Source organism: Nostoc sp. LEGE 12454 (genome assembly GCF_056620565.1).
Genome location: NZ_JBWQXL010000010.1, coordinates 38,447 through 63,809, shown reverse-complemented (window position 1 = coordinate 63,809; position 25,363 = coordinate 38,447). Strand labels below are relative to the sequence as shown.

Sequence of the window (25,363 nt, the reverse complement as noted above, 5' to 3'; positions counted from 1 at the left end):
TACTATAAGGTTACAGAGATGCAAAAGATTTTGAATTTCTGTTCTGATCTCGAATTCTATTTCAAGATTGCTATTAGTTGTACGATTGTTCAGCAGATATTCTCTTTGCTTTTAAACAATATCGAGATCGACTTTATAACGGAGGTGCTGTTATACTGGTTCCTTGGTTCTATCTCATTTTATAGTATTGGCATTTTCATTGAAAAAGGAATCAAAAGTAACGATGTTTTAAGAGATAAACTGACGGCAAGGGTTAAGAAAGTCAAAAATCAAGCATTTCCTTCCTTTACTGTAAAAGGCATCATTACAGGAGAAATTAAAGCTTTTCTGTCAGCATTAATAATTCTATATCTAGCTCCAGAGGTTCATAGAGGAAATAGCTTACTCCTAAATCTTGGATGGTTCTTGATGAGAATAGTTGCTGCTGATTTCTGTTTTTATGTTGCTCATCGACTCTTACACACAAGATTTTTGCAGAAAATCCATCTTAAACATCATGAGTTTCGTGACTCATCAAGTTTTGTTGCTGGACACAAGAGTTTGGTTGAATATATTATTGTTGCCATCGCTGATGTTTTGCCTATTTTTATATTTGGATATGACATCACTCAACTGTGTGCATGGAGCGTTATAGGCAATGCTTACAACTTAGAAGGTCATAGTTCTTTGTCAATATTTTTCATTCCATCAGATTTCCACGATCTTCATCACACTTGCTTTAATGGAAACTATGGCATTCAGGCATTTTGGGACAGAGTATTCAACACACTGAATCCTCCTACCAAGAAGCCGGGAATTATGTTTCCTATGACTTTTATCGATTATATAACTATTAAGTCATCTATTAATAATGACACTGAAAAAATATAATTCAACTAAATAAAAAATCTACTATAGCATTTCGTAATTATACAAAAGTCTTAGGGGATTGAGGGCGGCGTTCTAGAAGCCCTATGCCCTATATATACACAACTAATTGGCAGAGACTATTAGTCAATGGCTCTCACAGTTCTCATGCAAATATCTGGAGTTGAGTAATTACGGCATTGTTAGCAGATTTGGGCAAATTAGGCAATCAATTAAATTTTGTCTTTAGGATACTTCTTAAAATGACAAAAAATGATATTATCAAACGCCGCGTTTGAGATGCTTCCTTACATTTGGAATTATCTAGTTGCTACCCATTTAATGATATAGTTTTTGTTAATCCCGGATTTTTAGTGATTACAAATCCTGAATATAAGACAGCTAACAATCCAATTTTGATTGGATTAATACGAGCTTCCTTTACTTTTTAATTGCAATGTGGAAAAAGATATGAAATTATGAAAATTGAGTTACTAGAACTTCGCCAACTAAGATGCTTAGATTCTGAAGGTACGGACAGGACGGAAAACCAATATTATTTATGCGATCGCATTCTCTATGGATGTAAAGAAACATTATTCAATCAATTACTTTAATGCAATCTGAAAATACGTTGCGTTTCAAAGGAATAATGCTACTTATCCTTGTTAATGTAATCGGTGCTACAACTTTTCCATTGACTAAAGACATCGTTAGTAACCTTTCACCCAGTGTATTGATTGCCAGCCGCTTTATCATTGCCGCAGCATTTTTTACCCTAAATTTACGTAATCTTAATAAACTTTTACTTCGTGATGGTACAGTACTAGGGCTTTTGCTTTTCTTTTACTTAGCTATAGAAACAATTGCACTCAAGACTATACCAGCAAACCGAGCGGTATTCATTGCCAGTTTGAACACGCTCATCGTCCCGCTACTAGAATGGCTTAGTGGTCAGCGCGTACTGTTGAGAACTTTCCTAGCTGCTGGAGTAGCTGTAATTGGCATTGGTGTGATGTTTTGGGAAGGGGGAGAAGTAGGAATTGGCGATCTGTTGATGTTCGTTGATGCTTTTGTCTATGCAGCCTACATACTTTTCCTAGAGCGAGCTGCGCCCCGTCACCCGACTTTAACACTTACTAGCGTTCAACTTTTGTTCATTGCAACGGTAGGGGTACTCTGGAGTAACACACAAATCTTTAACCAATTTGAAGTAATTCGCCAGCACTGGGGAGCGATTCTCTACTTAGGGCTGTTGGCGACTGCTGCTGTCATCTGGCTTCAAACAATGGCACAGCAATGGGTTTCATCTGACGAAGCTGCTTTACTTTTTACACTTGAGCCATTGTTCGCCACAATTTTCTCGTTTTGGCTACTTGGAGAACATCTGGGAATACGCGGTTTAATTGGCGCGATTCTTGTCTTAGTTGCTCTGGTTCTAAGCCAAAGCTCTCAAAAGATTGAGCCGGAAGGAAAAGTTGAGGTACAGAGCGGTTAACGGACTGTTACCTCGAAAGTGAAATTTAACTAAGCCAAGTTTGAAACTTGGAAGTTGCAAGAAATTAAAACATAGTGGGTTTTTATCTATGACTACAGTGGAGTCGATTTCAGCTGCAAAGCTCAATTCTCATGTCACGATTCAGGAAACAGCAAAAGGACGAGGAGTATTTGCTAGCAAAAAATTTGTCCAAGGGGAAACTGTCGTGGTGGGTATGCAAATTGAAGCAGTTCCTGAACGAACAATGTATACATTTCAGATGGATTTTAATTTACATGTCCACCTAGATGAGCCTTCTTGGATTATTAACCATTCTTGTAATCCAAATACTGGGGTAAGGAACAATCAGTTTGGAGGATATGACTTCGTTGCTTTGTGCGATATCGAAGCAGATGAAGAAATTACCTGGGACTATGAAACCACTGAATATGAATTAATTGTTGTCTTCGGGTGCTTGTGCGAATCTCCATCTTGTCGAGGAAAAACATTAGGATTCAAATTCCGGGAACAAATACTGCGCGATCGCTACGGAGAGTACGTTGCAGATTATCTCAAAACTCAAAGCAAATAATGTTTAGACATCTCCAGAAATTAAATATGCCGTAACCAGAACCCTTGTCGAGACGTAACCAGTGCTACGTCTCTACTTTTTTTGGAGATGTCTGATGTTATTTTTTTGCTTAAGCCTTTTTCAACCAGCTAAACATAGCGCGTAAATCTTTACCAACTTCCTCAATTTTGTGTTCAGCTTCTTTACGACGCATGGCGGTAAATCCTGGTTTACCAGATTGGTTTTCGAGAACGAATTCTCGTGCAAATTGCCCAGATTGAATTTCGCTGAGAATCTTCTGCATTTCAGCTTTGGTTTGTTGGGTGACAATCCGCGGGCCACGCGTATAATCGCCATATTCAGCCGTGTTAGAAATGCTGTCGCGCATTTTGGCTAAACCACCTTCCACAACCAAGTCAACAATCAGCTTGACTTCATGCAGACATTCAAAATAAGCCAATTCTGGTTGATAACCAGCTTCTACCAAAGTTTCAAATCCGGCTTTGATTAAAGCACTCAAACCACCGCACAATACCGCTTGTTCGCCAAATAAATCGGTTTCAGTTTCTTCGCGGAAAGTAGTTTCGAGAACACCGGCGCGAGTACCACCGATACCTTTAGCATAAGACATGGCGCGATCGCGTGCCTGACCACTGGCATCTTGATAAACTGCAAACAGCGCTGGTACACCTTCACCCTGTTCATAAGTCCGCCGTACCAAATGCCCCGGCCCTTTTGGTGCTACCATCACCACATCTACGTTAGCCGGTGGTACAACTTGCCCAAAGTGAATATTGAAGCCGTGGGCAAAGGCTAACACATTCCCTTCTTGCAGATTTGGTTCAATCTCGTTTTTGTAAATCGTTTTTTGGACTTCATCAGGTAACAAAATCATGATAAAGTCAGCAGCATTGGCAGCATCTGCGACATTCTTCACAGTTAACCCAGCAGCTTCAGCTTTTGCTACTGACTTACTACCCGGATATAGTCCCACAATCACATTCAAACCACTATCTTTGAGATTGAGAGCGTGGGCATGACCTTGAGAACCATAGCCGATGATAGCAATAGTTTTTCCAGCCAAAAGGTCTAAATTGGCATCTTCGTCATAGTACATCCGGGCCATAGAAGCATCTCCTGTCAGCAAGCATCGTCATTAATTCGCAGGCTTACGATTGTACCTCAAATTGAGTAACCACAGATTAACTGTCAACCATTAAATTTATCCGTTTGAACTCAGGGGGAGTGTTTACGATGGCAATAATCGAGAAAAAGGCCAAGTTGATGAGCGATACTGCAATGGTGGCGATCGCCTTACCGAGAAAGAATGGCGGATTATTCTCAACAAAACCATCAACTGTAATGGTGCTGAACTAGCAAGAATGGTAGAAAAAGCAGCGCGTGCATTATTTCATCAGGGACGGGAAATTCAGATTGGTTTGTCCGAACTTTTGGAACAAAGGGAAATGATAGTACCACTCTACGTTTAGGGATACCGACAGAATACTGGCTATAGAAAATCGAGCTAAGTATATTTGCCAACCAGCATCGACAAAAGACTCTTTGGTTTTCGCTCCAGCGATTACTACGTATTGGGGAGAACCCTGCGTTCACAGTTAACCCAACATTGAGCAGATACCTGTGGGTCTCCAACTCATAAGAGGCTATTTATCGCGTCTCCCAAAAATGAGTGAAGCAGCTATATATGCTGTCATTTAAGACGACGGATACCATGAATAAATTCTACACTACCAAAGGCTTGTTTATCTGCTTTTTACGGGTATCTACGGTTGGTGCAATGTGAGAGATAGAGGATAATCAACCTAAAATTACTCGAAAGTATATGACTTATAGCAAAAGCCAAGCAAAAGAGTACATCCTACAATCACAAGGGGTATTATCACTGATTTCTTTAACAAATCCTTCTTATTCTTATGCTGATTGGAAAAGAGCAATCAAGGCTTTTGAACTATGCTCAAAAGCTATTGAGGTAGATCCATACTTGGCAGAAGCATATTTTGGTAGAGCATCATGTAGCCAATTATTTATGAATATGATTGCTCGTGGATCTCAAGTAATTCAAGAGTATGGGGATAAGAATATTAGTTTAGAGAAAGAAAATACCTTTATTCAAGACCTCATTAAAGCTGAACAATTAGGTAGTTATGAAGCTAAATTTGTACTAGAAAATGATCCAGATGTTTCTCGACTTAGGGATATTTATAAGAGTAAGAATTCTTCTCATAAAAATCTTACAAATGTAAGCACTAATTCGCAAACTACTAATTCACAAACTACTAATTTACAGACTACCAATTCACAGACTGCCAATTCACAGACTACTAATTCACAGACTACCAATTCACAGACTACTAATTCACAGCAAGGAGATTGCTTTATTGCCACAGCAGCTTATTCATCTACAGAACACCCTGATTTAGATACTTTTAGAAACTTTAGAGATAGTGTATTGCTCAGTAATTCTTTCGGAACATTTTTAGTTGCTTTATATTACAAGATAGGGCCAAGGCTAGCTAAATATGTGAAAAGAAATAAAAGTCTACAGATCATGTGTAGAAATTTACTATCTAATTTTGCGAGATTTCTGAGAAAAATCTAAGAAATTGTGTTTTTAAAAATATAAAATAAGTGATTGTTTATTTAGAAGTTAAATCATGAATAAGATTATTACTCAAATGTACTATCAACTTTGCTTAAAGATTAATTTAAGTGATACAGAAGAGGGTGGATACTTACTTATAGATACTTATAACTTTAATCCTCAATTAGAGAAGGGTGATGTTGTAAACATTGAAAACTGGAAGACTAGTGTTATAAATGAACATCAGGAAGGAATAGAAATAGGAAAACAAACCTTCTCGTTTACAGCACAAGTATTAGATATTCAGAAAACAGTTGTACGAAATAATCAATACATAGTCAACATTATTTTGGAATCACCTGACAGGGAAATTATAAAGCAGCTAATAAACGCTTTAATATCAAGTAAGTCAGAGAAGTTGTTTAGTAAGTTGAGAGAAATTTTAGTGTAAGTTAGAGACTATTTATAAAGTAAATCTTATTGTCTAAAACTTATAGTCATTTTCCATTTCTCCTTAGTTAGTTTTTAGCCTGTTGGCATAGCTATCACAGCGATTCGAGCGCAACCGTCACGGCGTACTCGTAGGTAAAGCTGTTTTACAAATAACCTGTATTTTAGTATCTATTGTTTCTGCTTAAGATATTTATAATACTGTCCGGCTTACGCAGTTGAAATTGAACCACGATGGTAGTACTACAGCAAGTTAATCATCCAATCTCATTTCTTCTTAAACGTTTATACTTTAATTTCTCAACACTATATAATAAATTGCGTTTTACCCTTATCCTCGGTTTCGGGTAAAACACTCCCTTTGAGGTTGGCTTTCATGGCAAAGAAAATTGCATTTGGTTGGTATGGCGGCAAGTACAGTCATTTAGACTGGCTTTTACCCTTGTTGTCAAAAACGACCCACTACTGCGAACCCTTTGGCGGTTCAGCAGCCGTGTTGTTGAACCGGGAGCCTTCGCCTGTAGAAACCTACAATGATATTGATGGGCAGTTAGTCAACTTTTTTCGCGTACTACGCGACCAAAAAGACCAACTCATCGAAGCGATTGGGTTAACGCCGTTTTCGCGTGAAGAATTTCGGATTGCCATTGCCAAAGAAGAAGAGAGTTTATCAGACTTGGAAAAGGCTAGACGATTTTTCGTCCGGGCGCGACAAGTGAGGACGGGCTTGGCACAAACCGCCAGTGTTGGACGATGGGCGCACTGCAAACTTACTAGCCGCGCTGGAATGGCTGGTGCAGTTTCCCGGTGGCTTGGTAGTGTTGAGGATCTGCCCGAAATCGTGCAACGGTTGCTACGGGTGCAAATTGAGAACGACCGAGCAATTGATATTATTCGACGGTACGATAGTCCAGAAACATTATTTTACTGTGACCCTCCCTACCCGCACGATTCCCGTGGGGATAGCAAGGCTTACGCTTATGAAATGACCGACGACCAGCATCGGCAACTAGCGGATGTTTTGCGTTCAGTTAAAGGTAAAGTTGCCCTTTCAGGCTATGATTGTTCCTTGATGCAGGAACTTTACGGTGACTGGAACTGCATTAAAGCGCCCGTGAAACACTGCCATTCCATCAAGCAGTTACGGCAAGAAGTACTTTGGCTCAATTATGACCCTCAAGCCTCCACACTTACTGTTGAAGAAATCGCTCCATGTCCACAACCCCAGCAGCTATCCTTGATGTAGCCTTACAAAAAGCCGAAGCATCGATAGTCCAACCCATTGTCACCAATCCCAGCATTGCCGAAAAAATTGACTATGTATCGCGCTATGTAGGCAATCGTGCTGTAGTTCGTTTGTTGCTGGCCTGCTCTTTGGCAGCAATTCACCGTGGGAATGTTGATATCCGCAAGCCTTACACCGAAATAGGCACACCAGATGCTTACTCTGGACGCTACTACGATGAAAGTTACATCACAGCATTCATTAACCAGCACGAGTTGCCCTGTAATCCCACTACCGCGTTCCTCACCCCTGCCCTACGTAACCGCAACATCACCTTAACCCCAGCAGTGAATCTGGTGGGACGACCGCCTAAACTCTACGAAGTCGCCCTGCAATTACTTGATGATGTTCATGAAGGCAGAATAACTGCTGAGGAACTGCTAGCCCAAACTATTCGCTGTCTAATTATTGCTCGGAACGAGAAGCGGCAGCGCATGGAAACACTACTAGCCGACCTGAAGAAGTCGGAAGACGCAATACCTTTGTCAACAGAGGAAATTATCACACTCCTGAAACAGCATTTGGCTTGCCGAGGTTCAAGCCGTCTTCCTGTACTAATTGTTGCTGCTGCCTATCAAGTAGCAGAACAATATATTGGAGAGCGTTTTTTACTTCTAGAATCCCACAATGCAGCAGATGAGCAGACAGGTGCTTTGGGAGATTTGGAAATTACTTTAGTTGATGACGAGAAGGTGATTACCAGCTATGAAATGAAGACCCGACGTGTCACCTTAGCAGATATTGACCGTGCCTTACAAAAAATCAACAGCACAGGCAAACGGGTTGACAACTATATTTTTATTACGACGGATGCGATAGAAGAAGGTATTCAGGAATATGCCTCAAGTATGTACGACCGTACAGATGGTATAGAGATTGTGGTTTTGGATTGTATCAGCTTTGTACGTCACTTTCTGCATTTGTTCCATCGGCTACGATCGCAATTTTTATCAGCCTACCAACAGCTAGTGTTAACAGAACCAGACAGTGCCGTTAACCAACCTCTAAAAGAAGCTTTTTTAGCATTGAGACAGGCTGCTGAAAGTGCCAGAGAATTTTGACCGACAAGATCCCGTAGGGGATTCTGAATTGGTATAAAGGCAGATTTGCACTGGCGATCGCAGATCCAACTTGTTTTCAAAATCAAACAATTTCAAAAATATCAACTACCAGAAAGCAATTTTACTACCCTACTGGCAAACAGACTCTGTTGCAGATATTTTTTGAAATAATCGTCAAATGACTTGCTAATAATATTTTTGAGATATCTCATCAAGATGAATTTTCATTCTCTGTAAATAAAAATGACTAACCCTGTTACATAAATCGCAACAATACAGGCTTTGAGTTTTTATTCAGTAATACTGGGGTTAACTTCATCCATCTGAGGATAGATTATGTATACTTCGACGAAATTACCGCGCACATCTGCTTTGTTTATAAGTGCGTTATTAGGAGGGGTGATTTTCACCAGTTGCGCTTCTTCGGATCGGTCAACAAATCAGTCTGCACCTCAAATTGCAGGCGATGGCTCGGTAAATCAATTAACTGCCCGTGAAAACAGTATTTCCCAAAAGGCGGAAGCTGCACCAATAGGGCGTTCTCGTCCCCAACTCATCAAAAAAGCAGCAATCTCTTTGACTGTCAACTCTGTAGATCGAACTGTCGATGCTGTTTCGCAAATTATCAATCAACAGCAAGGGGATTTAATCGGGCTGAAACAACAACAACCCAAAAATGACAACCCGCGTTACACAGCAACAATTCAATTGCGGATACCAGAGAATCGGCTAGAACCTACTTTAGAACAACTAGCTAAATTAGGCACTGTTGATAGTCGTAATATTACTGCCGAAGATGTAGGCGATCGCCTGGTGGATATCCAAGCCAGATTAACCAATTTGCAAAAAACTGAAGCCAATTTGCAAAAAATTATGGATCGGGCTGGTTCTGTGAGAGATGTGCTTAGTGTTGCCCAAGAACTGAGTAATGTCCGACAAACAATAGAACAAATTGATGCCCAACTCAAAAGCTTACAAAATCAAGTTGCTTATTCCACCATTACGCTGAATCTAGAAGCAGCAGTTTCTAGTACCAGCCCCCAACCTGCCTTGGGTTTGCAAGTTAAGGAAACTTGGAATAACTCTACCCATTCTTTGAGTGCATTTTCCGTTGGCTTACTTAAACTGGGTATTTGGTTAATTGTTTACAGCCCCTATTTGTTAATTTTTGTTGCTCTTGTCTATGGCTTTAGGCGTTGGCGGCGAACTCATTCACCACGTTTGCCACAAACACCAGAGTCAACTATTTCTGATTAAAATTGCATAAATTCTACATCTACCTTTGATAAATCTACACAGATAAACAGGGATTGAAAGATTCCAAACTCTTATTGTCTGTACCTTTCTCTTAAAAATTTTTGTTTATCCTGTAGTCTCGATTACTTTAATACTTTTTCAAATGTAAAGAGCAATACAAAATATATGATGACAATTTTGATACAAATCTGTTAAGAATAGTTACAATAGTCGGCATACTGGATAATATTTCTTATGGTAAATTCACTTGACAATAATCCACCCCATCAAGTAGTTATTGTTGGCGGTGGTTTTGGTGGACTTTATGCAGCAAAAACACTCGCCAAGGCGGCAGTAAACGTTACTCTAATCGATAAACGTAACTTTCATCTATTTCAACCCCTTTTATATCAAGTCGCCACAGGTGCGCTATCTCCTGCTGATATCTCCTCACCGTTGCGTTCTGTACTCAGCAAGAGCAAGAATACGAAAGTGCTGCTGGGAGAGGTGAATAATATCGATCCAGAAGCGCAGAAAGTGATTGTGGGCGATGAAGCAATAGCTTACGATACGTTAATTGTCGCCACAGGTGCAAAGCATTCCTACTTTGGCAAAGATAACTGGGAAGAATTCGCCCCAGGCTTGAAAACAGTAGAAGATGCCATAGAAATGCGTAGCCGGATTTTTTCAGCCTTTGAAGCCGCAGAAAATGAAACCGATCCAGAAAAACGCCGTGCTTGGTTAACTTTTGTAATTGTGGGTGGTGGCCCAACAGGTGTAGAGTTAGCTGGTGCGATCGCAGAATTGGCAAACCAAACTCTCAAAGAAGATTTCCGCAACATCGACACATCAGAAGCCAAGATTTTACTATTAGAAGGTTTGGATCGGATTTTGCCACCCTTTGCACCAGAGTTATCACAAGAAGCGGAAGCATCCTTAACGCGGTTGGGTGTGGTTGTCCAGACAAAAACACTGGTAACGAATATTGAAAATGATACTGTTACCCTCAAACAAGGCGATGAAGTTAAAGAAATTGCCTCAAAAACGGTATTATGGGCAGCAGGTGTAAAAGCTTCCGCAATGGGCAAAGTGCTAGCAGAACACACAGGTGCTGAGTGCGATCGCGCTGGACGGATTATTGTTGAACCTGACTTGAGTATTAAGGGACATCCCAATATTTTTGTAGTTGGCGACTTAGCAAATTTTTCTCATCAAAATGGTAAACCCCTACCTGGTGTTGCACCTGTAGCGAAGCAAGAAGGTGAATATGTAGCAAGATTAGTGCAACAGCGGCTTGCAGGTAAAAGTTTGCCACCTTTTGCTTATACCGATCATGGTAGTTTAGCGATGATTGGGCACAATTCTGCTGTAGTCGATTTGGGCTTTATCAAGCTGAAAGGTTTCTTTGCATGGCTGTTTTGGCTGGTGATTCACATCTACTTCTTAATTGAATTTGACAACAAATTAGTAGTAATGATTCAGTGGGCATGGAATTACTTTACCCGTAATCGCGGAGCAAGATTGATTACAGGGAAAGAATCAATTACGGAGTTTGTAATTAGCGATCGCAACAGTTATTCAACCGATAATAAACAACCAGTAAATGTCTGATTGGACATTGGGCATGGGGCAGAGGGGCAGGGAGCAGAGGAGAAAGAGATAATTCTTTGATTCTCCCCCTTGCCCCCTGCACCCTGCTCCCCTGCCTCTTCCCCACTCCCCACAACAAAGTTATCGCCCTCATAAATTAGCAGTAAGCTATTTGAGGGCGTTTTTCATAATCTACATAATGGCAACTATTAACGACAACTACCTGAAGCTGAAAGCGGGTTATCTGTTTCCAGAAATTGCTCGGCGGGTGAATGCCTTTGCAGAGGCGAACAGTAATGCTAAAATAATCCGGCTGGGCATTGGCGATGTTACCGAACCTCTGCCGGAGGCTTGCCGCACAGCGATGATTAAAGCTGTGGAAGAAATGGGCGATCGCAATACCTTCAAAGGCTACGGTCCTGAGCAAGGCTACGCATGGTTGCGGGAGAAAATTGCTACTCAAGATTTCCAAGCACGGGGAGCCGATATAGATGCCTCGGAAATCTTTATCTCCGACGGTTCCAAGTGCGACACGGGCAACATTCTGGAAATCTTTGGTCATGACAATATAATCGCCGTTACTGACCCAGTTTACCCTGTGTATGTAGACACTAACGTTATGGTGGGAAATACTGGGGATGCCAATGATAAAGGCGAATTTGAGGGTTTAGTTTATCTGCCAATTACGGCTGATAACAACTTCACCGCCGAGATTCCCTCAAAGAAAGTCGATTTAATTTATCTCTGCTTTCCCAATAACCCCACTGGCGCGACTGCTACCAAAGAATATCTCAAAGCATGGGTAGACTATGCCAAAGCTAATAACTCGATTATTTTCTTTGATGCAGCCTACGAAGCTTACATTACCGATCCGTCGATTCCCCACTCAATTTATGAAATTGAAGGTGCAAGAGAAGTTGCGATCGAATTTCGTTCTTTTTCCAAGAATGCAGGTTTTACAGGAACCCGTTGCGCCTTAACTGTCGTACCGAAGACACTCACAGCAAAAGCCGCCGATGGTTCCGATGTCGAACTATGGAAACTCTGGAATCGCCGCCAGTCTACCAAATTCAACGGTGTTTCTTATATCATCCAACGAGGAGCCGAGGCGGTTTATTCTGAAGAAGGACAAGCGCAAATCAAAGGATTGGTGAATTTCTATCTCGAAAACGCCAAAATTATCCGTGAAAAACTCACAGCCGCCGGATTATCAGTTTATGGAGGCGTGAATGCACCTTACGTTTGGGTAAAAACGCCTAATGGTTTATCCAGTTGGGAATTCTTTGATAAGCTGCTGCAAACTGTCAACGTTGTCGGAACCCCTGGTTCTGGCTTTGGTGCTGCGGGTGAAGGTTACTTCCGCATTTCGGCGTTTAACAGCCGGGAGAATGTGGAAGAGGCGATGAAGCGGATTGCCGAGAAGTTTAAAGTGTAGAGCGATCGCTTTTGTTAAACTCAATCTATTAATCTAAAGGTTACGGTGGGCTATATTATCCACCGCAACCTGATAGATAATTATTGAGTATTTAGCTTATTGATATTTTGGTTATGACTGCTGCTATCCCCGTTTTCAAAGCTGTTAGCCAGATGCAGTTAGCACCTGGTAGCGCGGTGACTATTCCTGATGTTAGCTGGCAAGAATTTGAATCTATTTTAGAAGAATTGGGACAAAAAAGAACTACACGAATTGCCTACAGCCAGGGTACTTTAGAAATTATGGCTCCTTTACCAGAACATGAAATTCCCAAAGATTTAATTTCTGATATTGTCAAAATATTGCTAAAGGCTAAAGATATCAGATATCAACCTTTTGGTTCCACCACCTTTAAAAGGCAAGATGTAGCAGGAGTTGAACCTGATGCTTGTTTTTATATTCAGAATTATCAACAGATGATTGGTCATCGCCGTTTACAACCTGATGATCCGCCCCCAGATTTAGCGATTGAGACGGATGTTACATCAAAAACTACCCTTGATGCTTATGAAGCCATTGGAGTCCCAGAATTATGGGTTTACGATAACGGAAACCTTTCTAATACTAATGTGATACAATTTTCATACTTGATACCAGTTAATCGGCTTTGATTCCTGGAGATATAATTCAATTCTTTTTTTTAAAGATTTGTCATTCTTGATGCACATAATTTATTATTACTGCTTCATTTTTATCATAATCTTTATTTAAAAAAAACTTATTGTTTTCGGATAAATTAAGGCAGTTATAATTATGGCTAATGTAGAGAATAGGCAGATGAATAACATTGAGCCAGAAGATGGAGACCATTTGCGAATAAAAAGGGGGATAATCTATCATCATGGTATTGCCTGGAAGAAGAGTTCAGGAGAGAAGAGACAAATTATTCACTTTAAATCTCAAGGTAATAAAGAGGCTGGTAAATGTGAAAATATGATAATTGAAAAAACTACAATAGATAAATTTATAAAACCTGATGAACAAACACGTGAAGAACTTTTAGAAATATTACCATTTCCGAAAAATAATCCATATAGTCGTACTGAAGTTTGTGGGCGTGCTAGGAATTTTTATATAAAATATTGGCAATTTAGAAAAAGTGAAGATTTTATTCTTTTTGAGTCTATCTATTCTGACAAAGAAATAACATACTCAAGAATTTGTCAGATATACAATAGGTTGTCTTATGTCCCAGAACTTAAATACATAATAATACCATATCATATTATGAGATACAATTGTGAGCATTTGGCAACATATTTACAGACAGGAAAATACGAGAGTAAACAAATTAAAAATAAGGGAGGAGAAATCATTTCAAATGGTATTAAAATTGCTGGGAACACAGCACAGGTAGGCGGAGTAGTTTATTTAATAGCTATAGGGGCATTTGAATTAGGAGCTTCAATTCTTAACCCTTTTATAGGTATTGGATTAATTGTAGGAGGTGGATTTTTAAAGGCTGTTCATCCTTCGATTGATACGGAAAGAAAAGATGGTCTTCAAATATTGGATGAAAAAATAGCAAGTTTGATTAATGCTGGTAAAGATGGAGGCGATTTTGATGTAGACGCTTTTGATGGATACAGTTTTGATGTAGGCGGTTCTTATGAAGGTAGCGGTTCTTATTCTTCTGGAGGCAGTTTTGGTGCAAGTGGCGATAGTACACATGATGATGATGATGATGACGATGATGATATAGATTGAGATGGGGCAAGTGAAGAGGGAGCATCCTAGTTTTTTTGCAAAGACGGGAATAATCCGTCAGGATAAGTAAGACGAATGTATTTATCTACCGATGAGTCCAGAACAAAAACAAGGATTTCAAAAACATATTTAGGAGATCGTTAAATATTGCGCGAAGACACTTTACCTGAAACGCGAACCAGCCTTCCAGCTATTGAAAAAGCAGTGCGGCATCAAGTGCAGAAGCACGTAATGTCATAAGTAGGATTTTTTATCGAAACAACTACAGGCACAACCGGAGTATATCAACGATGACTCAAAAGCATCCTTGCGGAATTACAAATAATGAGCAAACAAGCTATTACAGTCTGCCAAACATCCAATGCATTTGATTCAACTGGAGCGTTTAAATGAAGATGCATTCTTAAAATCAAAACGTTTATAGCTGTCTCATTTTGTCATGGCTTAGTTTAAACTCTAGTAACAAGCAGCTTTGCTCTTTAGTAATTGTCAAAAATCCAGAAATCACCCCAAAAAAGGCGAAATGAATCAATTATTTAAAAAATTTATTTATTGTATGTTACAATTGCCAATTGTAATGTATCTATTCTCAATAAATAAAAAGTAAATGAATAATCTCAATTCTTTAGAGAGGCAAGCACTTATTCTAGCGAAAACAAGTTCGATTAATATGGAATCATATAACTATATGACTAATTTCTGGGCTAATTTTTACCTATACTTAGGCATTACTAATACAATTTTTGCTACAATTGCAAGTGCATCTTCTCTATCAGAAATAGTCAATTCTACTAAAATAGTGAGTATCTTAACAGCTTTTGTTGCTGTCTTATCTGCTATAAGTATATTTATTAATCCAATGGAAAGGTTTAATCAACATAGAAAAGCTAAGGAAAGTTTTATGTTAATTTACGCTAAAGCTGATAGATTACTTAATACGTTTAGGGGATTGGATTCAATAGAGTATTTACAAGAATTTCAAAAAGGAATGGATGATTTGTACCAACAGAGAGAAGCATTGATAAATAGTCCTCCCCTTGCTGAATGGGTAAATAAAATAGGTGGCAGGAGATCAAAAGAAAAATATAAGGAATTATGGGGCCGTGATAATTGAAAAAGACTACGAGAGAATATAGTATGCAAGCGACAAACTACTTATTCTAGTCTACTGTGGGTCATTGTCATTCTTAACCTTAATCACGATACAATACTTAGTCCTTATGCTTCCCAATCCTCAAGCTGTAACCCTTCTACACGGTTAAACTCATCTAAATTATGAGTTACTAAAATCAGATTATTTGCCAAAGCGATCGCTGCAATTTGCAAATCATAAGGGCCAATGGGAGTTCCCAAATTAGCGAGGTGAGAACGGATATCACCAAATATTTCTGCTGCGATATCATCAAATGGCAAAGAACTAAATCTACTTAAAAATCCTTTTTGTAAAGCTAGATTGCGAACTGGATTATTACTTCTCTTTGCCCCATAAAATAATTCAGCTTTAACAGTAGAACAAACAACAATATCTGAATCCGAGTGGTTTTCTAGCCTGCGCCGTAAATTTATATTTCTACCATTGAGATAAATAATACAAGCATTAGTATCTAACAGATAAATCATTCTATCGGTTCTCGTTCTTCATACTCTCCTTGAGGATGTCTCATGATTGGGTCATCTGCTAAACAGCCATAAGTCTTGTCAATAAATTCATGCCATTCTAATTGCCTTAAATCTTCCTCTTTTAAAGAAGTCGGTTGTTTTTTTATGGATTTCAGTGTCATAGTGATTTCTAATTCAGTTTCTTTCATTTCTACAGGAATATCTAGATGTAATATTCCGTCTTCACCTACATAAGAACGTATTTTAATACTTCGCATACTCTAGCTCTCTGCCATTTGATTAAATATAACAAATAACCGAGTCTGTTGTGCGATCGCCTTCACATCGTGCTTGCCAAATTAGAATTTTGGGTAACTTTGACAGAATTACTCTCTGGCTCTGAATACATAGCAAATAACTCACTAAAAGCCTCTTCCCCATTAATCTCTCCACTACTAACAAATCGTTCTACTTCAACTGAACCATCTTCAAAAAATTCCACTTCCCATCGTTCACCAGCCAGCGCCACATTCACCATAATGGTTTCATCCCGATGATGGGCTAAAGTGTAACTAATTTTCTTTTGTCCCAATTGATTTAGAAAAGTAACTAGTTTGCCAAATCCATGATTCTTCATGAGTATCCATATGAGTATTCATTAATTACATCAATAAATTATTCCTGAGAATTACTTCCTCCTTCTTCTCTATCATCAGGTAAATCAATTTTCGGTTGCCCATAATTAGCCAAAGTCACCCCTTCTTCTAAATATACAGCAGAGTATTTACTCAACCCAATACGCTGTGCAGAGTAAATTCCTGAATGACCTGAAAATAAATAGCTCACTATACAGCCAATACCAATAAATACCCCCGATTCCAGACCAAATAGTTCAATTCCCATTAAAGTAGATGCCAAAGGTGTATTTGCTGCACCCGCAAATACACCCACAAATCCCATTCCTGCTAAGAGTGGTGCAGGTAATGCTAAAAGCAACGACAAAGCATTACCTAAAGTTGCACCAATAAAAAACAAAGGTGTCACTTCTCCACCCTTAAAACCTGCTCCTAAAGTTAGAGCAGTCAAACCCAATTTAGCTGCAAAATCCCAAGGAGGTAGCTGAGTGAAAAAAGAATCAACAATAGTAGGGATACCAAGCCCAATGTATTTAGTTGTACCACTCAATCCAACAATGACTGCTACCATCGCACCGCCGATAAAAGGATGCATTGGAGGATAAGATATTTTTACTTTAAAGAAGTGACTAATTTGGTGAGTTAATTTCGCAAAAAGTCTTGCGACAATTCCAAAAATTGCACCTGCGATAATGGCAGAAATCAATCCCCAAATTGTGAGCGTCGGTATAGAGGGAGCGTGTCGGTATGCTGTATGATGTAAACCTAATAGTAAAGTTACTTGATTTCCAACGATCGCAGCAATCAAAGAAGGAAAAAGAGCATCATAATGAATCTTCCCAATCGCTAAAACTTCCAAACCAAATACGGTTCCAGCTAAGGGAGTACCGAAAACTGAAGCAAATCCCCCACTAATACCTGCTGTTAACAGAATTCGCCGATTAGCCCCTTGAAAATGTAATATTTTAGTTAACTGGTCTGCCAAAGAAGCACCCATTTGTAATGCTGTACCTTCACGACCGGCTGAACCTCCAAAAAAATGGGTAAGGTCTGTTCCTAGTAATACTAGAGGAGCCATACGGAAGGGAATAATATTTTTAGGATTATGAATTTCTTCCAGTAAAAGGTTATTTCCAGCTTCTACAGTCCGCCCAAATTGATGATAAATCCAACCACTCAAGAAGCCGCCAAGGGGAAGCAAGGCGATAATCCAGCGATGTGATTCCCGCCAATCAGTTGCCCATTCTAATGATGCTAAAAGAGCCGCTGAAGCAGTTCCAGCAAGAATGCCGACCACAAAGGAAATAGGCAACCACTTGATTAGATGAGGTAAGGCAATAAATGGTTCAAACTGACGAAAGTGCTTCATACCATGACTCCTTGAAGTGCGGTTTGTAGACAAATACTTTCTACAGGAGAGTCAGGTAATGCATTTAGCCAAGCCCTACTCTCCCGCAGTTAGCAAGGAAAGTAGGAGCCATCAGCCTTCCAGAAGAGAGTTTATCGCGCTGGAAAGGCGGTTTTGGCGAGCTCCATCGCCGTTAATTATTTAATTTAATAGTACCATTTTTGCTGTAGGTCAATATCTTTGGTATTCTACGATATAAGTAAATAATGTGTATCATTGGCGGTATTATATGCTGCCATCATCAGAAACTAATTATCAGCCTGTTAAAGATTCCCAAACAAAACTAGATCGGTTTTTAGTTTGTGGGCTAGGAAGTTTGGGTCAGCATTGTGTTGCAGTACTGAAAGAGTATGGTGCTATTGTCAATGCTATCGATCAAGAACAACCCAAAAATTTCCAGGTATCAAATTTATCCAGTTTATTAGAACATTTATTAATCGGAGATTGCCGTCAAACTAGTATTTTAGAACAGGCAAATATTTCTCAGTGCCGAACTGTCCTTTTAGTCACTGGTAATGAACGGGTAAATATAGAAGCTGCTTTTGCCGCGAGGCTTTTAAATCCTGAAATTCGCTTGGTTGTACGTTCTGACAAACAAAATCTCAATGAACTTTTAAGTCAAACTCTTGGTAATTTTATTGCCTTTGAACCGAATCAAATTTCCGCTTCTGGCTTTGCTGTTGCAGCACTTGGAGATGATAATCTCGGATATTTCCAACTGGAGGAACGCCAATTTAGGGTAGTAAAGCGTCAGATTAAAATGAGTGATAATTGGGGCAATAAATGGCGTATACATGAACTGAATACCTTATATCGTCGGGTATTAAATCACGCTAATGATTCATCTCCCTTGCCTAAAGAATTTCATCAGTGGGAACCAGAAGCGATATTACATCCAGGTGATACGATTATTTATATCGAAGTCACAGAGCAAGTTAAAAGTTTGAAGCAACTTGCTACTGTGCGTAAATACAAGTGGCAGCAGTTATGGCAAGAGATTGTATTAGGCAGAGCTTGGAATAATTTCAAATATAAAATAACATATCTCTCGCGAAATTTTTCTCGTTATCAGAGTTTGCGGGTGGCAATTATCTGCGGAATTACAGTACTTTCTCTTTGGTGTTTTGGAACAATTATCTATATCTTAAATTATCCGGGAACTAATATAATAGAAGCATTTTATGCTATTGCTGTCTTGCTTTTAGGAGGATACGGAGATATATTTGGCGGTGTAAATTTTAAAACGCCACCAGAACCAGCGCAAAATATGCCAGGGTGGTTGCGATTGTTTAGCCTCGCACTAACTTTAACGGGTATAGGTTTTGTTGGGGTTTTATATGCGTTGCTAACTGATGCTCTGTTAAGTTCAAGGTTTCACTTTTTCAATAGTTTTCAGCCATCAATCCCTCAAAAAGACCATGTTGTACTTATTGGATTAAATCGAGTTGGCCAGCGAGTCGCGGCTTTATTACAAGAATTCAAGCAACCTTTAGTAGGTGTTAGCAGCACAGCACTCAACGCCGATTTTCTAAACAAAATACCACTGATTATTGATAATATTGCTGATGCTCTAGGCAAGGTGAATCTTGCTAATAGTAAAAGTGTTGTTGTCGTTACGGATGATGACATGGAGAATCTGGAAATAGCTTTGATGGCATACGCTAAAAGTCCTAACACTCGTGTGATTATTCGGACTTACGACCAATATTTTCGTGATAACGTTGCACGGTTGTTTCCTTATGCTCAAGTTATTTGCACTTCTGCTATTTCAGCAGAAGTATTTGCGGCTGCGGCTTTTGGAGAAAATATTCTCAGCTTGTTTAACTTCGATGCTCAAACTATTTTGGTAGTAGAGTACACGATTGAGGCTGAAGATACACTGAATGGGTTACTATTGGCTGAGGTTGCTTATGGTTATGGAGTTGTACCAATCTTATACCAAAACCTGAAGCGATCGCCTGTTAAGTTAATGCCTGCCGATCATACACAACTTTCTATTGGCGATCGCCTGGTTGTTCTGGCAAATAGCAATAGCCTCCAGCGGATTGAGCGGGGTGAAATGTTTCCTCAAAATTGGCAAGTGCAGGTTGAGAAAGTTTTAGCTCAAGATGCTATTTTTGATGGTGCAAATGAAATAAGTATAATATCGGGATGTAACATTGGCACAGCTAGAGAGTTGATGCATAATTTGCCTGGACTGCTACCAACGGCATTATATAAACAACAAGCTCTGTTACTAGTAAGAAGACTTAGTAAATTAAGAGTTACAGCCAGGGTGCAGCCGCTTGTTGAGAATTAAAATTTTATTAGAATAACTAACCGCAGAGGCGCAGAGGACACAGAGAAATGAGAGTTTGAAAGATATTTTACGTAAGTCCTAGTTATATTTGTAAATATTTTTTTCTATTAATTACCAGCAATAGGACAGCAGCGATCGCAAACAAGCTTCCAGTTATAAATGTTGCCTCTGCTCCCAGTGTTTGCCACAAGCCACCAGCTAGCAGACTAGCAGGTAAAAGTGCTAATCCCACAGCCAAGTTAAGAAAGCCAAAAGCAGTGCCGCGCAGATTTGCAGGTATACTATTTGCTACTAGCGCTAACAGCAATCCTTTACTCATACCTAAATGCAGACCATAAAGGGCAAACAATCCCCAGACTTGCCAAGGTGTCTGCACGAAAGCAAAGCCTAGATAGACTAGAGCGTATAGGAAAAATCCGCCTAATAATAACCCAAATTTACCTATGCGATCGGAAAGTATTCCTATTGGGTAGGCGCTGAATGAGTAGGCGATGTTCATCACCATTAATGTCAACGGTATAAGTGAAGCTGAAATACCTGTTTGTTCAGCTCGCAGCAATAAAAAAGCATTGCTGGAGTTGCCTAAATTGAATAGCAGCGCCACTGCTACAAGTACCCAGTATCCTTGACCTAAACTGCGTAAAGCTTCCCATTGCAGAGGATTGCTTCGGTTTTCTTGAGTTTCACTTGTTGGTTCGCGTACTCCCACTGTTAATAAAGCCACTGCGAAAAATCCAGGGATGAGTGCTAGCCAAAAAATGAGGCGGAAGTTGTTTTCGGAAGCAGTCATCAGGGCAAATGCTGCCAAAGGCCCCAAAAATGCTCCGATAGTATCGAGGGATTGACGCAATCCATAAGCTGCACCGCGTACCTCTGCGTTAGTTGAATCGGCAACCAAAGCATCGCGGGGCGCTACCCGAATACCTTTGCCAATGCGATCGCCAAATCGAGCTATTAACACCCCAGTTGGACTGGTAGCTACAGCAAATAGAGGTTTTACAAAGGTTGATAATCCGTACCCAAACACCGCTAATCCTTTACGATGTCCCAAGTAATCACTCAATACTCCCGAAAAGACTTTTAAAATTGAAGCTGTTGCTTCTGCAATACCTTCAATGATGCCGACAGTCCAGATATTCGCCCCTAATACTGACACTAGAAATAAAGGCAATACAGAATTAATCATCTCGGAACTAATATCTGTCAGCAGACTGACAAACCCCAAAACCCAAACAGTCCGAGGAATTTTCTGGACAAATTTATCTTGTACCTGCATATTGCCTGTTTCTGCTACATCTATATAGATATACCCCTACAGCAGATTTATTTACTGCAAAGATTTTGGAAAATAGTATTACTACATCAGTTCTATAATTCTTGAGAACCAATAAGTAATTTCTGCATCACTGAAGGTAGTCAATCGGGCAATTTCTCTTGCCATCTGATAGGCTTTTTCAGCTTGAGGATGTTGAGCCAAACCAACATGATTCAGTAAAACAGTTTTCAAATCCCCTGGATATGCGGGTAAGTGACAATTCCCCAGAGCTTCCATCCTTTAGATAATTGGACTCCAGTCAATCCTGCCAACTTGATAGTTCACATTCATAATTTTTTAAAATTCAACAGATATTTTATTAATCAACTTAGCAATAAATTAAATTTAATGCAACACTTGTTACAATTATGGATAGAGAATCTTGGAACCTATTAGTCTACAAAGTACCTGCACAGCCTTCGACGCAGCGGGTGTATGTTTGGCGTAAACTTAAGGGATTGGGCGCACTTTATCTACAGCAGTCGGTGTGCTTGCTACCACAGCGAAAAGACTTGCAGAGCCATTTGGAAGAATTGAAAGCGGACATTATAGCAGGTAGCGGTGAAGCAGATTTGTTAACTATTTGGATTGATGAACCTGAGCAAAATGCTATGTTGATAGAGCGTTTTCAACAGCAAGCAGACCAAGAATATCAAGAGTTTTTGGGGCAATGTCGAGATTTTCATAGCGAATTGAGCGAGGAACGGAAAATAAATAATCTCACTTTTGCAGAACTAGAAGAGAATGAAGCGCAACTAATAAAACTGCGTTCTTGGTTGCCAAAAATTCGCGATCGCGATTTGTTTGATGCCCCAAAATACTCACAAGCCATTGAAGCTTTGAAGGCGTGTGAATTAGATTTTCAGCTATTTTCCCAACAAATATATCAAGCACAAGGAATAGACTCAGAACCTTTATAAGTAAATGGATCTTAACTAATAGTTAGGCATAGCTCAATCTAAGCATCAAACTTGTAATTTCTGCCTAGATAAACAATTTATTCCTATAGATAGATGCGTTTCTAGTATCTATAGATATTAATTCGATGACTAAAACTTAAGCAGGAAAACCGTACTTATCTGATAGGTTTTCTGTACCATCTATCTAAGTTTAGCTGGATAAAATCAAAATGTAGCTGAAGTAATGCTGTTTTCTCAAAAATTTACACAGCATTAGCAGGAGAGCAAAAACATGACAAATCAATTGAAAACGGCTGCTTTGCTAGCTGCACTAAGTGGTCTTTTGATAGCAATTAGTTACTGGGTAATTGGCGGTTCTAGTGGTTTGATTATCGGCATTGGCTTGGCAGCAGCAACAAACCTGTTTTCCTGGTATCAATCAGATAAGGTTGCCCTAGCAGTATACCAAGCACAGCCAGTAAGTGAAAGGGAAGCACCAGGACTTTATCGGATGGTGCAGAGATTGAGCGATCGCGCTAACATTCCTATGCCTAGAGTTTATATTGTTCCAAGCCAAGGCGCTAACGCCTTCGCAACAGGGCGCGATCCCGAACACGCTGCTGTGGCTGTGACTGAAGGTATTTTAAATATATTGCCAGACGATGAACTCGAAGGTGTTATCGCCCACGAGCTAACCCATATTATTAATCGTGACACCCTGACACAAGCGGTTGCTGCTACTGTGGCTGGTGCGATCTCATTTCTAGCCCAAATGGTTAGTTACAGCCTATGGTTTGGCGGTGGTTCGCGAGATGACAACAGAGGTGGAAATCCAATAGGAGTTTTATTAACAGTCATGCTTGCACCAGTGGCTGCGACAATCATTCAGCTAGCAATTTCGCGCACACGAGAATTTTCTGCTGATGCAGGTTCTGCTAGATTAACTGGTAATCCCCGCGCCTTAGCTAGAGCATTGCAACGCTTAGAAGCTTCAGCAAAGCAAGTACCTTTAAATGCCAATCCAGCTTATGAGCCGTTATTAATTATTAATTCCATCTCTGGACAGTTTCTGGGTAACTTATTTTCTAGTCACCCGGCGACAGAAGTGCGAGTTGCAGCATTACTAAAATTAGAGCAACAACTGCCAACAAAAGCTTATTAACTTGTCATTTGTCATTAGTCATTTGTCCTTTGTGAAATTAACAATGACTAATGATTAATCATTACAGGGTGCAGTTTTTAAAGAATATATTCTCGTTAAAAAAGGGAAAGGGTGCGATGCTTACGGCGGGCTACGCCTACACAGATAAAATATTTTAGGGGCGTACAGATGTACGCCCTTTTTTATAGCGCGTCAAAAATATCGTAGGACTTACGCAAAATATCTCTCAAACTCTGATTTCTTTGCGCCCTCTGTGCCTCTGCGGTTCGTTATTCCGTAATTCATGCGTAAGTCCTATATCGCTCTTTGTAGACCAAAAATGATTTACTAAACTAAATAGCCTTTACCAGAAAAAGCGTAAATATTCAGTACTCTCGGTTTCACAAATAGGAAATAAGCAGTGTTACCAAACAAGCCCCCCGCTCCCAATCAAACTCAACGCTGGACATTTGCTCAACTTTTTGGACTGGTAAAGCGTAATCCCCTAATGATTTCGCAGTGGGCGATTCGCTGGATAATTGTAGGGACTGCTGGTGGTCTATTTGCAGCCTTGTACTGGAATGTTTTAGAGTTTTTAACTCACAGACTCCAGCGATTTGAGGGTTTTAGCCTGCTGATAGTGATGCCACTTAGCGGTTTAGTTATTGGTTTGGTGATTCATTTTTTGGGAAATCCCGGTGAAATCGCCGTGATTGTTGATAATATTCATTTTCGTGGCGGACGCCTAGATGTTCGCAAAAATCCTTCAATGATTCTTGCTTCTCTAGTCAGCATCTCGGCAGGCGGTAGTGCTGGGCCAGAAGCACCACTGGTACAGGTAACAGGTTCTTTTGGTACTTGGATTGCCGATCGCTTAAAACTCCAAGGTGAAGACCTCAGAACCATGAGTTTAGCAGCAATGGCGGCTGGCTTCACTGCCTTATTTGGCGCACCTCTTGGCGGTGCGATGTTCGCTTTGGAGATTTTGCACCACGAGCATATTGTGGAATATTACGAAGCCTTAATGCCAGCCATTGTTTCGAGTTGCGCTAGCTATCTGGTGTTTGCAGCAATTACACGTTTGGGTATTGCCCCCACTTGGCATTTTCCTCAGTATCACTTAGAAAGGATTGATGATTTTGCGATCGCGATCGCATTTGGAATTATCGGGGCAGTGGCAGGATGGATTTTTATGGGTATTTTTCGCGGCTGCGATGCCTTTTGGCAAGCTGTTTCACCAACTTCTGTTCCCATTTATGTGCGGACAACACTAGCAGGAGTGGGACTTGGCATTTTAGCAGTTTTATTACCCCTCACCCGTTATTTTGGACATGAAGAGTTAGATTCAGTCCTGACTGCTAACTTTGGTGCTGTTTTTCTCTTAACTCTCGCTCTTGGGAAAATGGCTGCCATTAGCATTACGGTAACAGGTGGGTGGCGCGGTGGATTCATCATTCCCCTATTTTTCACTGGTGCTTGCATTGGTAAAGCAGTCGCAGTCTTAGTTCCAGGACTCGATCCTGCCCTTGCGATGATTTGTACAATGGCGGCTGTCAACGCAGCCGTAACCCGCACACCTATAAGTACGACTTTGCTACTATCAAAACTGACTAACTTGAGTCCCTTTACGCCAATCCTTTTTGCCAGTTTGGTTGGATTTTTTCTTGCCCCTAAAGTTCCCCTGATCGCATCTCAACTCAAATCCCAAAGAGAAGCTACGGATCGAACAAGCGCCTAAGTTAGCTGCCCAGGCAATAAAAAGCAATAT

25 protein-coding genes, 1 pseudogene and 1 riboswitch are annotated in these 25,363 nt (G+C 40.0%); of the genes and pseudogenes, 19 read left to right on the top strand and 7 right to left on the bottom strand.

Annotation, left to right across the window (positions count from 1 at the left end; all coding sequences use genetic code 11):
• The first annotated feature begins 18 nt into the window (after nt 1-18).
• The 4 genes from AC1F2U_RS13385 (at nt 19) to AC1F2U_RS13370 (ending at nt 2,915) form a co-directional block, all read left to right on the top strand.
• A complete protein-coding gene (locus tag AC1F2U_RS13385; RefSeq protein ID WP_480261557.1) occupies nt 19-870 on the top strand; it encodes a sterol desaturase family protein in 852 nt (283 codons plus the stop codon).
• A gap of 290 nt (nt 871-1,160) precedes the next feature.
• Complete coding sequence (locus AC1F2U_RS13380; RefSeq protein ID WP_480261556.1) at nt 1,161-1,298, top strand: hypothetical protein; 138 nt, start codon at nt 1,161-1,163, stop codon at nt 1,296-1,298.
• A gap of 200 nt (nt 1,299-1,498) precedes the next feature.
• On the top strand, nt 1,499-2,344 hold the full coding sequence (locus tag AC1F2U_RS13375) for a DMT family transporter (RefSeq protein ID WP_480261555.1): 846 nt from the start codon (nt 1,499-1,501) through the stop codon (nt 2,342-2,344).
• Between the two features lie 88 nt (nt 2,345-2,432).
• Nucleotides 2,433-2,915 carry an SET domain-containing protein gene (locus tag AC1F2U_RS13370; protein WP_480261554.1) on the top strand — a complete coding sequence of 161 codons (483 nt, stop codon included), beginning with the start codon at nt 2,433-2,435 and terminating at the stop codon, nt 2,913-2,915.
• Between the two features lie 109 nt (nt 2,916-3,024).
• On the opposite strand, the gene ilvC is transcribed toward AC1F2U_RS13370, so the two are convergent.
• On the bottom strand, nt 3,025-4,020 hold the full coding sequence (ilvC, locus tag AC1F2U_RS13365) for a ketol-acid reductoisomerase (protein ID WP_480261553.1): 996 nt from the start codon (nt 4,018-4,020) through the stop codon (nt 3,025-3,027).
• A 128-nt stretch (nt 4,021-4,148) separates the two neighbouring features.
• Between ilvC and AC1F2U_RS13360 the strand changes: the two genes are divergently transcribed.
• The 11 genes and pseudogenes from AC1F2U_RS13360 (at nt 4,149) to AC1F2U_RS13310 (ending at nt 15,413) form a co-directional block, all read left to right on the top strand.
• The gene (locus AC1F2U_RS13360; protein ID WP_480261552.1) at nt 4,149-4,271 is read left to right on the top strand and encodes a hypothetical protein; all 123 of its coding nucleotides are present in this window, start codon (nt 4,149-4,151) and stop codon (nt 4,269-4,271) included.
• Nucleotides 4,272-4,737: 466 nt separating this feature from the next.
• Nucleotides 4,738-5,514 carry a CFI-box-CTERM domain-containing protein gene (locus tag AC1F2U_RS13355; protein ID WP_480261551.1) on the top strand — a complete coding sequence of 259 codons (777 nt, stop codon included), beginning with the start codon at nt 4,738-4,740 and terminating at the stop codon, nt 5,512-5,514.
• A 55-nt stretch (nt 5,515-5,569) separates the two neighbouring features.
• Nucleotides 5,570-5,947: a hypothetical protein gene (locus AC1F2U_RS13350; protein WP_480261550.1), complete on the top strand. Its 378-nt coding sequence runs from the start codon at nt 5,570-5,572 to the stop codon at nt 5,945-5,947.
• 375 nt (nt 5,948-6,322) lie between these two features.
• Entirely contained in the window at nt 6,323-7,192 is an 870-nt protein-coding gene (locus AC1F2U_RS13345; protein ID WP_480261549.1) for a DNA adenine methylase, read from the top strand.
• Nucleotides 7,159-8,292 (top strand): restriction endonuclease, SacI family, encoded by a 1,134-nt coding sequence (locus AC1F2U_RS13340; RefSeq protein ID WP_480261548.1) that lies wholly within the window; start codon nt 7,159-7,161, stop codon nt 8,290-8,292. Before AC1F2U_RS13345 ends, AC1F2U_RS13340 begins: the two co-directional genes overlap by 34 nt.
• Before the next feature lie 336 nt (nt 8,293-8,628).
• Nucleotides 8,629-9,549 carry a DUF4349 domain-containing protein gene (locus AC1F2U_RS13335; RefSeq protein ID WP_480261547.1) on the top strand — a complete coding sequence of 307 codons (921 nt, stop codon included), beginning with the start codon at nt 8,629-8,631 and terminating at the stop codon, nt 9,547-9,549.
• A 234-nt stretch (nt 9,550-9,783) separates the two neighbouring features.
• Nucleotides 9,784-11,139, top strand: coding sequence for an NAD(P)/FAD-dependent oxidoreductase (locus AC1F2U_RS13330; protein WP_480261546.1), 1,356 nt, complete (start codon nt 9,784-9,786; stop codon nt 11,137-11,139).
• A gap of 178 nt (nt 11,140-11,317) precedes the next feature.
• Nucleotides 11,318-12,553: an LL-diaminopimelate aminotransferase gene (locus AC1F2U_RS13325; protein ID WP_480261545.1), complete on the top strand. Its 1,236-nt coding sequence runs from the start codon at nt 11,318-11,320 to the stop codon at nt 12,551-12,553.
• 113 nt (nt 12,554-12,666) lie between these two features.
• A pseudogene (locus AC1F2U_RS13320) lies at nt 12,667-13,152 on the top strand (Uma2 family endonuclease); the annotation flags it as partial.
• A 193-nt stretch (nt 13,153-13,345) separates the two neighbouring features.
• A complete protein-coding gene (locus AC1F2U_RS13315; protein ID WP_480261544.1) occupies nt 13,346-14,299 on the top strand; it encodes a hypothetical protein in 954 nt (317 codons plus the stop codon).
• 607 nt (nt 14,300-14,906) lie between these two features.
• Entirely contained in the window at nt 14,907-15,413 is a 507-nt protein-coding gene (locus AC1F2U_RS13310) for an SLATT domain-containing protein (RefSeq protein ID WP_480261543.1), read from the top strand.
• Nucleotides 15,414-15,517: 104 nt separating this feature from the next.
• Here the strand turns inward: AC1F2U_RS13310 and vapC are convergent, their stop codons facing one another.
• From vapC to AC1F2U_RS13290, 4 genes are all read right to left on the bottom strand, one after another.
• Nucleotides 15,518-15,919 (bottom strand): type II toxin-antitoxin system tRNA(fMet)-specific endonuclease VapC, encoded by a 402-nt coding sequence (gene vapC / locus AC1F2U_RS13305; protein ID WP_480261542.1) that lies wholly within the window; start codon nt 15,917-15,919, stop codon nt 15,518-15,520.
• Nucleotides 15,916-16,080, bottom strand: coding sequence for a hypothetical protein (locus AC1F2U_RS13300; RefSeq protein ID WP_480261541.1), 165 nt, complete (start codon nt 16,078-16,080; stop codon nt 15,916-15,918). Before AC1F2U_RS13300 ends, vapC begins: the two co-directional genes overlap by 4 nt.
• A 158-nt stretch (nt 16,081-16,238) precedes the next feature.
• Nucleotides 16,239-16,535 (bottom strand): hypothetical protein, encoded by a 297-nt coding sequence (locus tag AC1F2U_RS13295; protein WP_480261540.1) that lies wholly within the window; start codon nt 16,533-16,535, stop codon nt 16,239-16,241.
• Between the two features lie 38 nt (nt 16,536-16,573).
• The gene (locus tag AC1F2U_RS13290) at nt 16,574-17,902 is read right to left on the bottom strand and encodes a voltage-gated chloride channel family protein (RefSeq protein ID WP_480261539.1); all 1,329 of its coding nucleotides are present in this window, start codon (nt 17,900-17,902) and stop codon (nt 16,574-16,576) included.
• A gap of 95 nt (nt 17,903-17,997) precedes the next feature.
• A riboswitch (Fluoride riboswitch) is annotated at nt 17,998-18,082 on the bottom strand.
• Nucleotides 18,083-18,170: 88 nt separating this feature from the next.
• Between AC1F2U_RS13290 and AC1F2U_RS13285 the strand changes: the two genes are divergently transcribed.
• On the top strand, nt 18,171-20,240 hold the full coding sequence (locus AC1F2U_RS13285; RefSeq protein ID WP_480261538.1) for a potassium channel family protein: 2,070 nt from the start codon (nt 18,171-18,173) through the stop codon (nt 20,238-20,240).
• 82 nt (nt 20,241-20,322) lie between these two features.
• On the opposite strand, the gene AC1F2U_RS13280 is transcribed toward AC1F2U_RS13285, so the two are convergent.
• Both AC1F2U_RS13280 and AC1F2U_RS13275 read right to left on the bottom strand, forming a co-directional pair.
• The gene (locus tag AC1F2U_RS13280; RefSeq protein WP_480261537.1) at nt 20,323-21,516 is read right to left on the bottom strand and encodes an MFS transporter; all 1,194 of its coding nucleotides are present in this window, start codon (nt 21,514-21,516) and stop codon (nt 20,323-20,325) included.
• 81 nt (nt 21,517-21,597) lie between these two features.
• Nucleotides 21,598-21,792 (bottom strand): hypothetical protein, encoded by a 195-nt coding sequence (locus AC1F2U_RS13275; protein WP_480261536.1) that lies wholly within the window; start codon nt 21,790-21,792, stop codon nt 21,598-21,600.
• A gap of 131 nt (nt 21,793-21,923) precedes the next feature.
• Between AC1F2U_RS13275 and AC1F2U_RS13270 the strand changes: the two genes are divergently transcribed.
• From AC1F2U_RS13270 to AC1F2U_RS13260, 3 genes are all read left to right on the top strand, one after another.
• A complete protein-coding gene (locus AC1F2U_RS13270) occupies nt 21,924-22,475 on the top strand; it encodes a Chromate resistance protein ChrB (RefSeq protein WP_480261535.1) in 552 nt (183 codons plus the stop codon).
• Between the two features lie 271 nt (nt 22,476-22,746).
• On the top strand, nt 22,747-23,616 hold the full coding sequence (locus AC1F2U_RS13265) for a zinc metalloprotease HtpX (protein ID WP_480261534.1): 870 nt from the start codon (nt 22,747-22,749) through the stop codon (nt 23,614-23,616).
• A gap of 400 nt (nt 23,617-24,016) precedes the next feature.
• Nucleotides 24,017-25,333 carry a chloride channel protein gene (locus tag AC1F2U_RS13260; RefSeq protein WP_480261533.1) on the top strand — a complete coding sequence of 439 codons (1,317 nt, stop codon included), beginning with the start codon at nt 24,017-24,019 and terminating at the stop codon, nt 25,331-25,333.
• Nucleotides 25,334-25,363 lie beyond the last annotated feature (30 nt).

What these genes read in the sequence shown, in the direction of transcription:
- AC1F2U_RS13385 (WP_480261557.1), top strand. Translation starts at nt 19, where the DNA reads ATGCAAAAGATTTTGAATTTCTGTTCTGATCTCGAATTCTATTTCAAG.
- AC1F2U_RS13375 (WP_480261555.1), top strand. Translation starts at nt 1,499, where the DNA reads ATGCTACTTATCCTTGTTAATGTAATCGGTGCTACAACTTTTCCATTG.
- AC1F2U_RS13370 (WP_480261554.1), top strand. Translation starts at nt 2,433, where the DNA reads ATGACTACAGTGGAGTCGATTTCAGCTGCAAAGCTCAATTCTCATGTC.
- ilvC (WP_480261553.1), bottom strand. Translation starts at nt 4,020, where the DNA reads ATGGCCCGGATGTACTATGACGAAGATGCCAATTTAGACCTTTTGGCT.
- AC1F2U_RS13360 (WP_480261552.1), top strand. Translation starts at nt 4,149, where the DNA reads ATGGCAATAATCGAGAAAAAGGCCAAGTTGATGAGCGATACTGCAATG.
- AC1F2U_RS13355 (WP_480261551.1), top strand. Translation starts at nt 4,738, where the DNA reads ATGACTTATAGCAAAAGCCAAGCAAAAGAGTACATCCTACAATCACAA.
- AC1F2U_RS13350 (WP_480261550.1), top strand. Translation starts at nt 5,570, where the DNA reads ATGAATAAGATTATTACTCAAATGTACTATCAACTTTGCTTAAAGATT.
- AC1F2U_RS13345 (WP_480261549.1), top strand. Translation starts at nt 6,323, where the DNA reads ATGGCAAAGAAAATTGCATTTGGTTGGTATGGCGGCAAGTACAGTCAT.
- AC1F2U_RS13340 (WP_480261548.1), top strand. Translation starts at nt 7,159, where the DNA reads ATGTCCACAACCCCAGCAGCTATCCTTGATGTAGCCTTACAAAAAGCC.
- AC1F2U_RS13335 (WP_480261547.1), top strand. Translation starts at nt 8,629, where the DNA reads ATGTATACTTCGACGAAATTACCGCGCACATCTGCTTTGTTTATAAGT.
- AC1F2U_RS13330 (WP_480261546.1), top strand. Translation starts at nt 9,784, where the DNA reads ATGGTAAATTCACTTGACAATAATCCACCCCATCAAGTAGTTATTGTT.
- AC1F2U_RS13325 (WP_480261545.1), top strand. Translation starts at nt 11,318, where the DNA reads ATGGCAACTATTAACGACAACTACCTGAAGCTGAAAGCGGGTTATCTG.
- AC1F2U_RS13315 (WP_480261544.1), top strand. Translation starts at nt 13,346, where the DNA reads ATGGCTAATGTAGAGAATAGGCAGATGAATAACATTGAGCCAGAAGAT.
- AC1F2U_RS13310 (WP_480261543.1), top strand. Translation starts at nt 14,907, where the DNA reads ATGAATAATCTCAATTCTTTAGAGAGGCAAGCACTTATTCTAGCGAAA.
- vapC (WP_480261542.1), bottom strand. Translation starts at nt 15,919, where the DNA reads ATGATTTATCTGTTAGATACTAATGCTTGTATTATTTATCTCAATGGT.
- AC1F2U_RS13300 (WP_480261541.1), bottom strand. Translation starts at nt 16,080, where the DNA reads ATGACACTGAAATCCATAAAAAAACAACCGACTTCTTTAAAAGAGGAA.
- AC1F2U_RS13295 (WP_480261540.1), bottom strand. Translation starts at nt 16,535, where the DNA reads ATGAAGAATCATGGATTTGGCAAACTAGTTACTTTTCTAAATCAATTG.
- AC1F2U_RS13290 (WP_480261539.1), bottom strand. Translation starts at nt 17,902, where the DNA reads ATGAAGCACTTTCGTCAGTTTGAACCATTTATTGCCTTACCTCATCTA.
- AC1F2U_RS13285 (WP_480261538.1), top strand. Translation starts at nt 18,171, where the DNA reads ATGCTGCCATCATCAGAAACTAATTATCAGCCTGTTAAAGATTCCCAA.
- AC1F2U_RS13280 (WP_480261537.1), bottom strand. Translation starts at nt 21,516, where the DNA reads ATGCAGGTACAAGATAAATTTGTCCAGAAAATTCCTCGGACTGTTTGG.
- AC1F2U_RS13275 (WP_480261536.1), bottom strand. Translation starts at nt 21,792, where the DNA reads ATGGAAGCTCTGGGGAATTGTCACTTACCCGCATATCCAGGGGATTTG.
- AC1F2U_RS13270 (WP_480261535.1), top strand. Translation starts at nt 21,924, where the DNA reads ATGGATAGAGAATCTTGGAACCTATTAGTCTACAAAGTACCTGCACAG.
- AC1F2U_RS13265 (WP_480261534.1), top strand. Translation starts at nt 22,747, where the DNA reads ATGACAAATCAATTGAAAACGGCTGCTTTGCTAGCTGCACTAAGTGGT.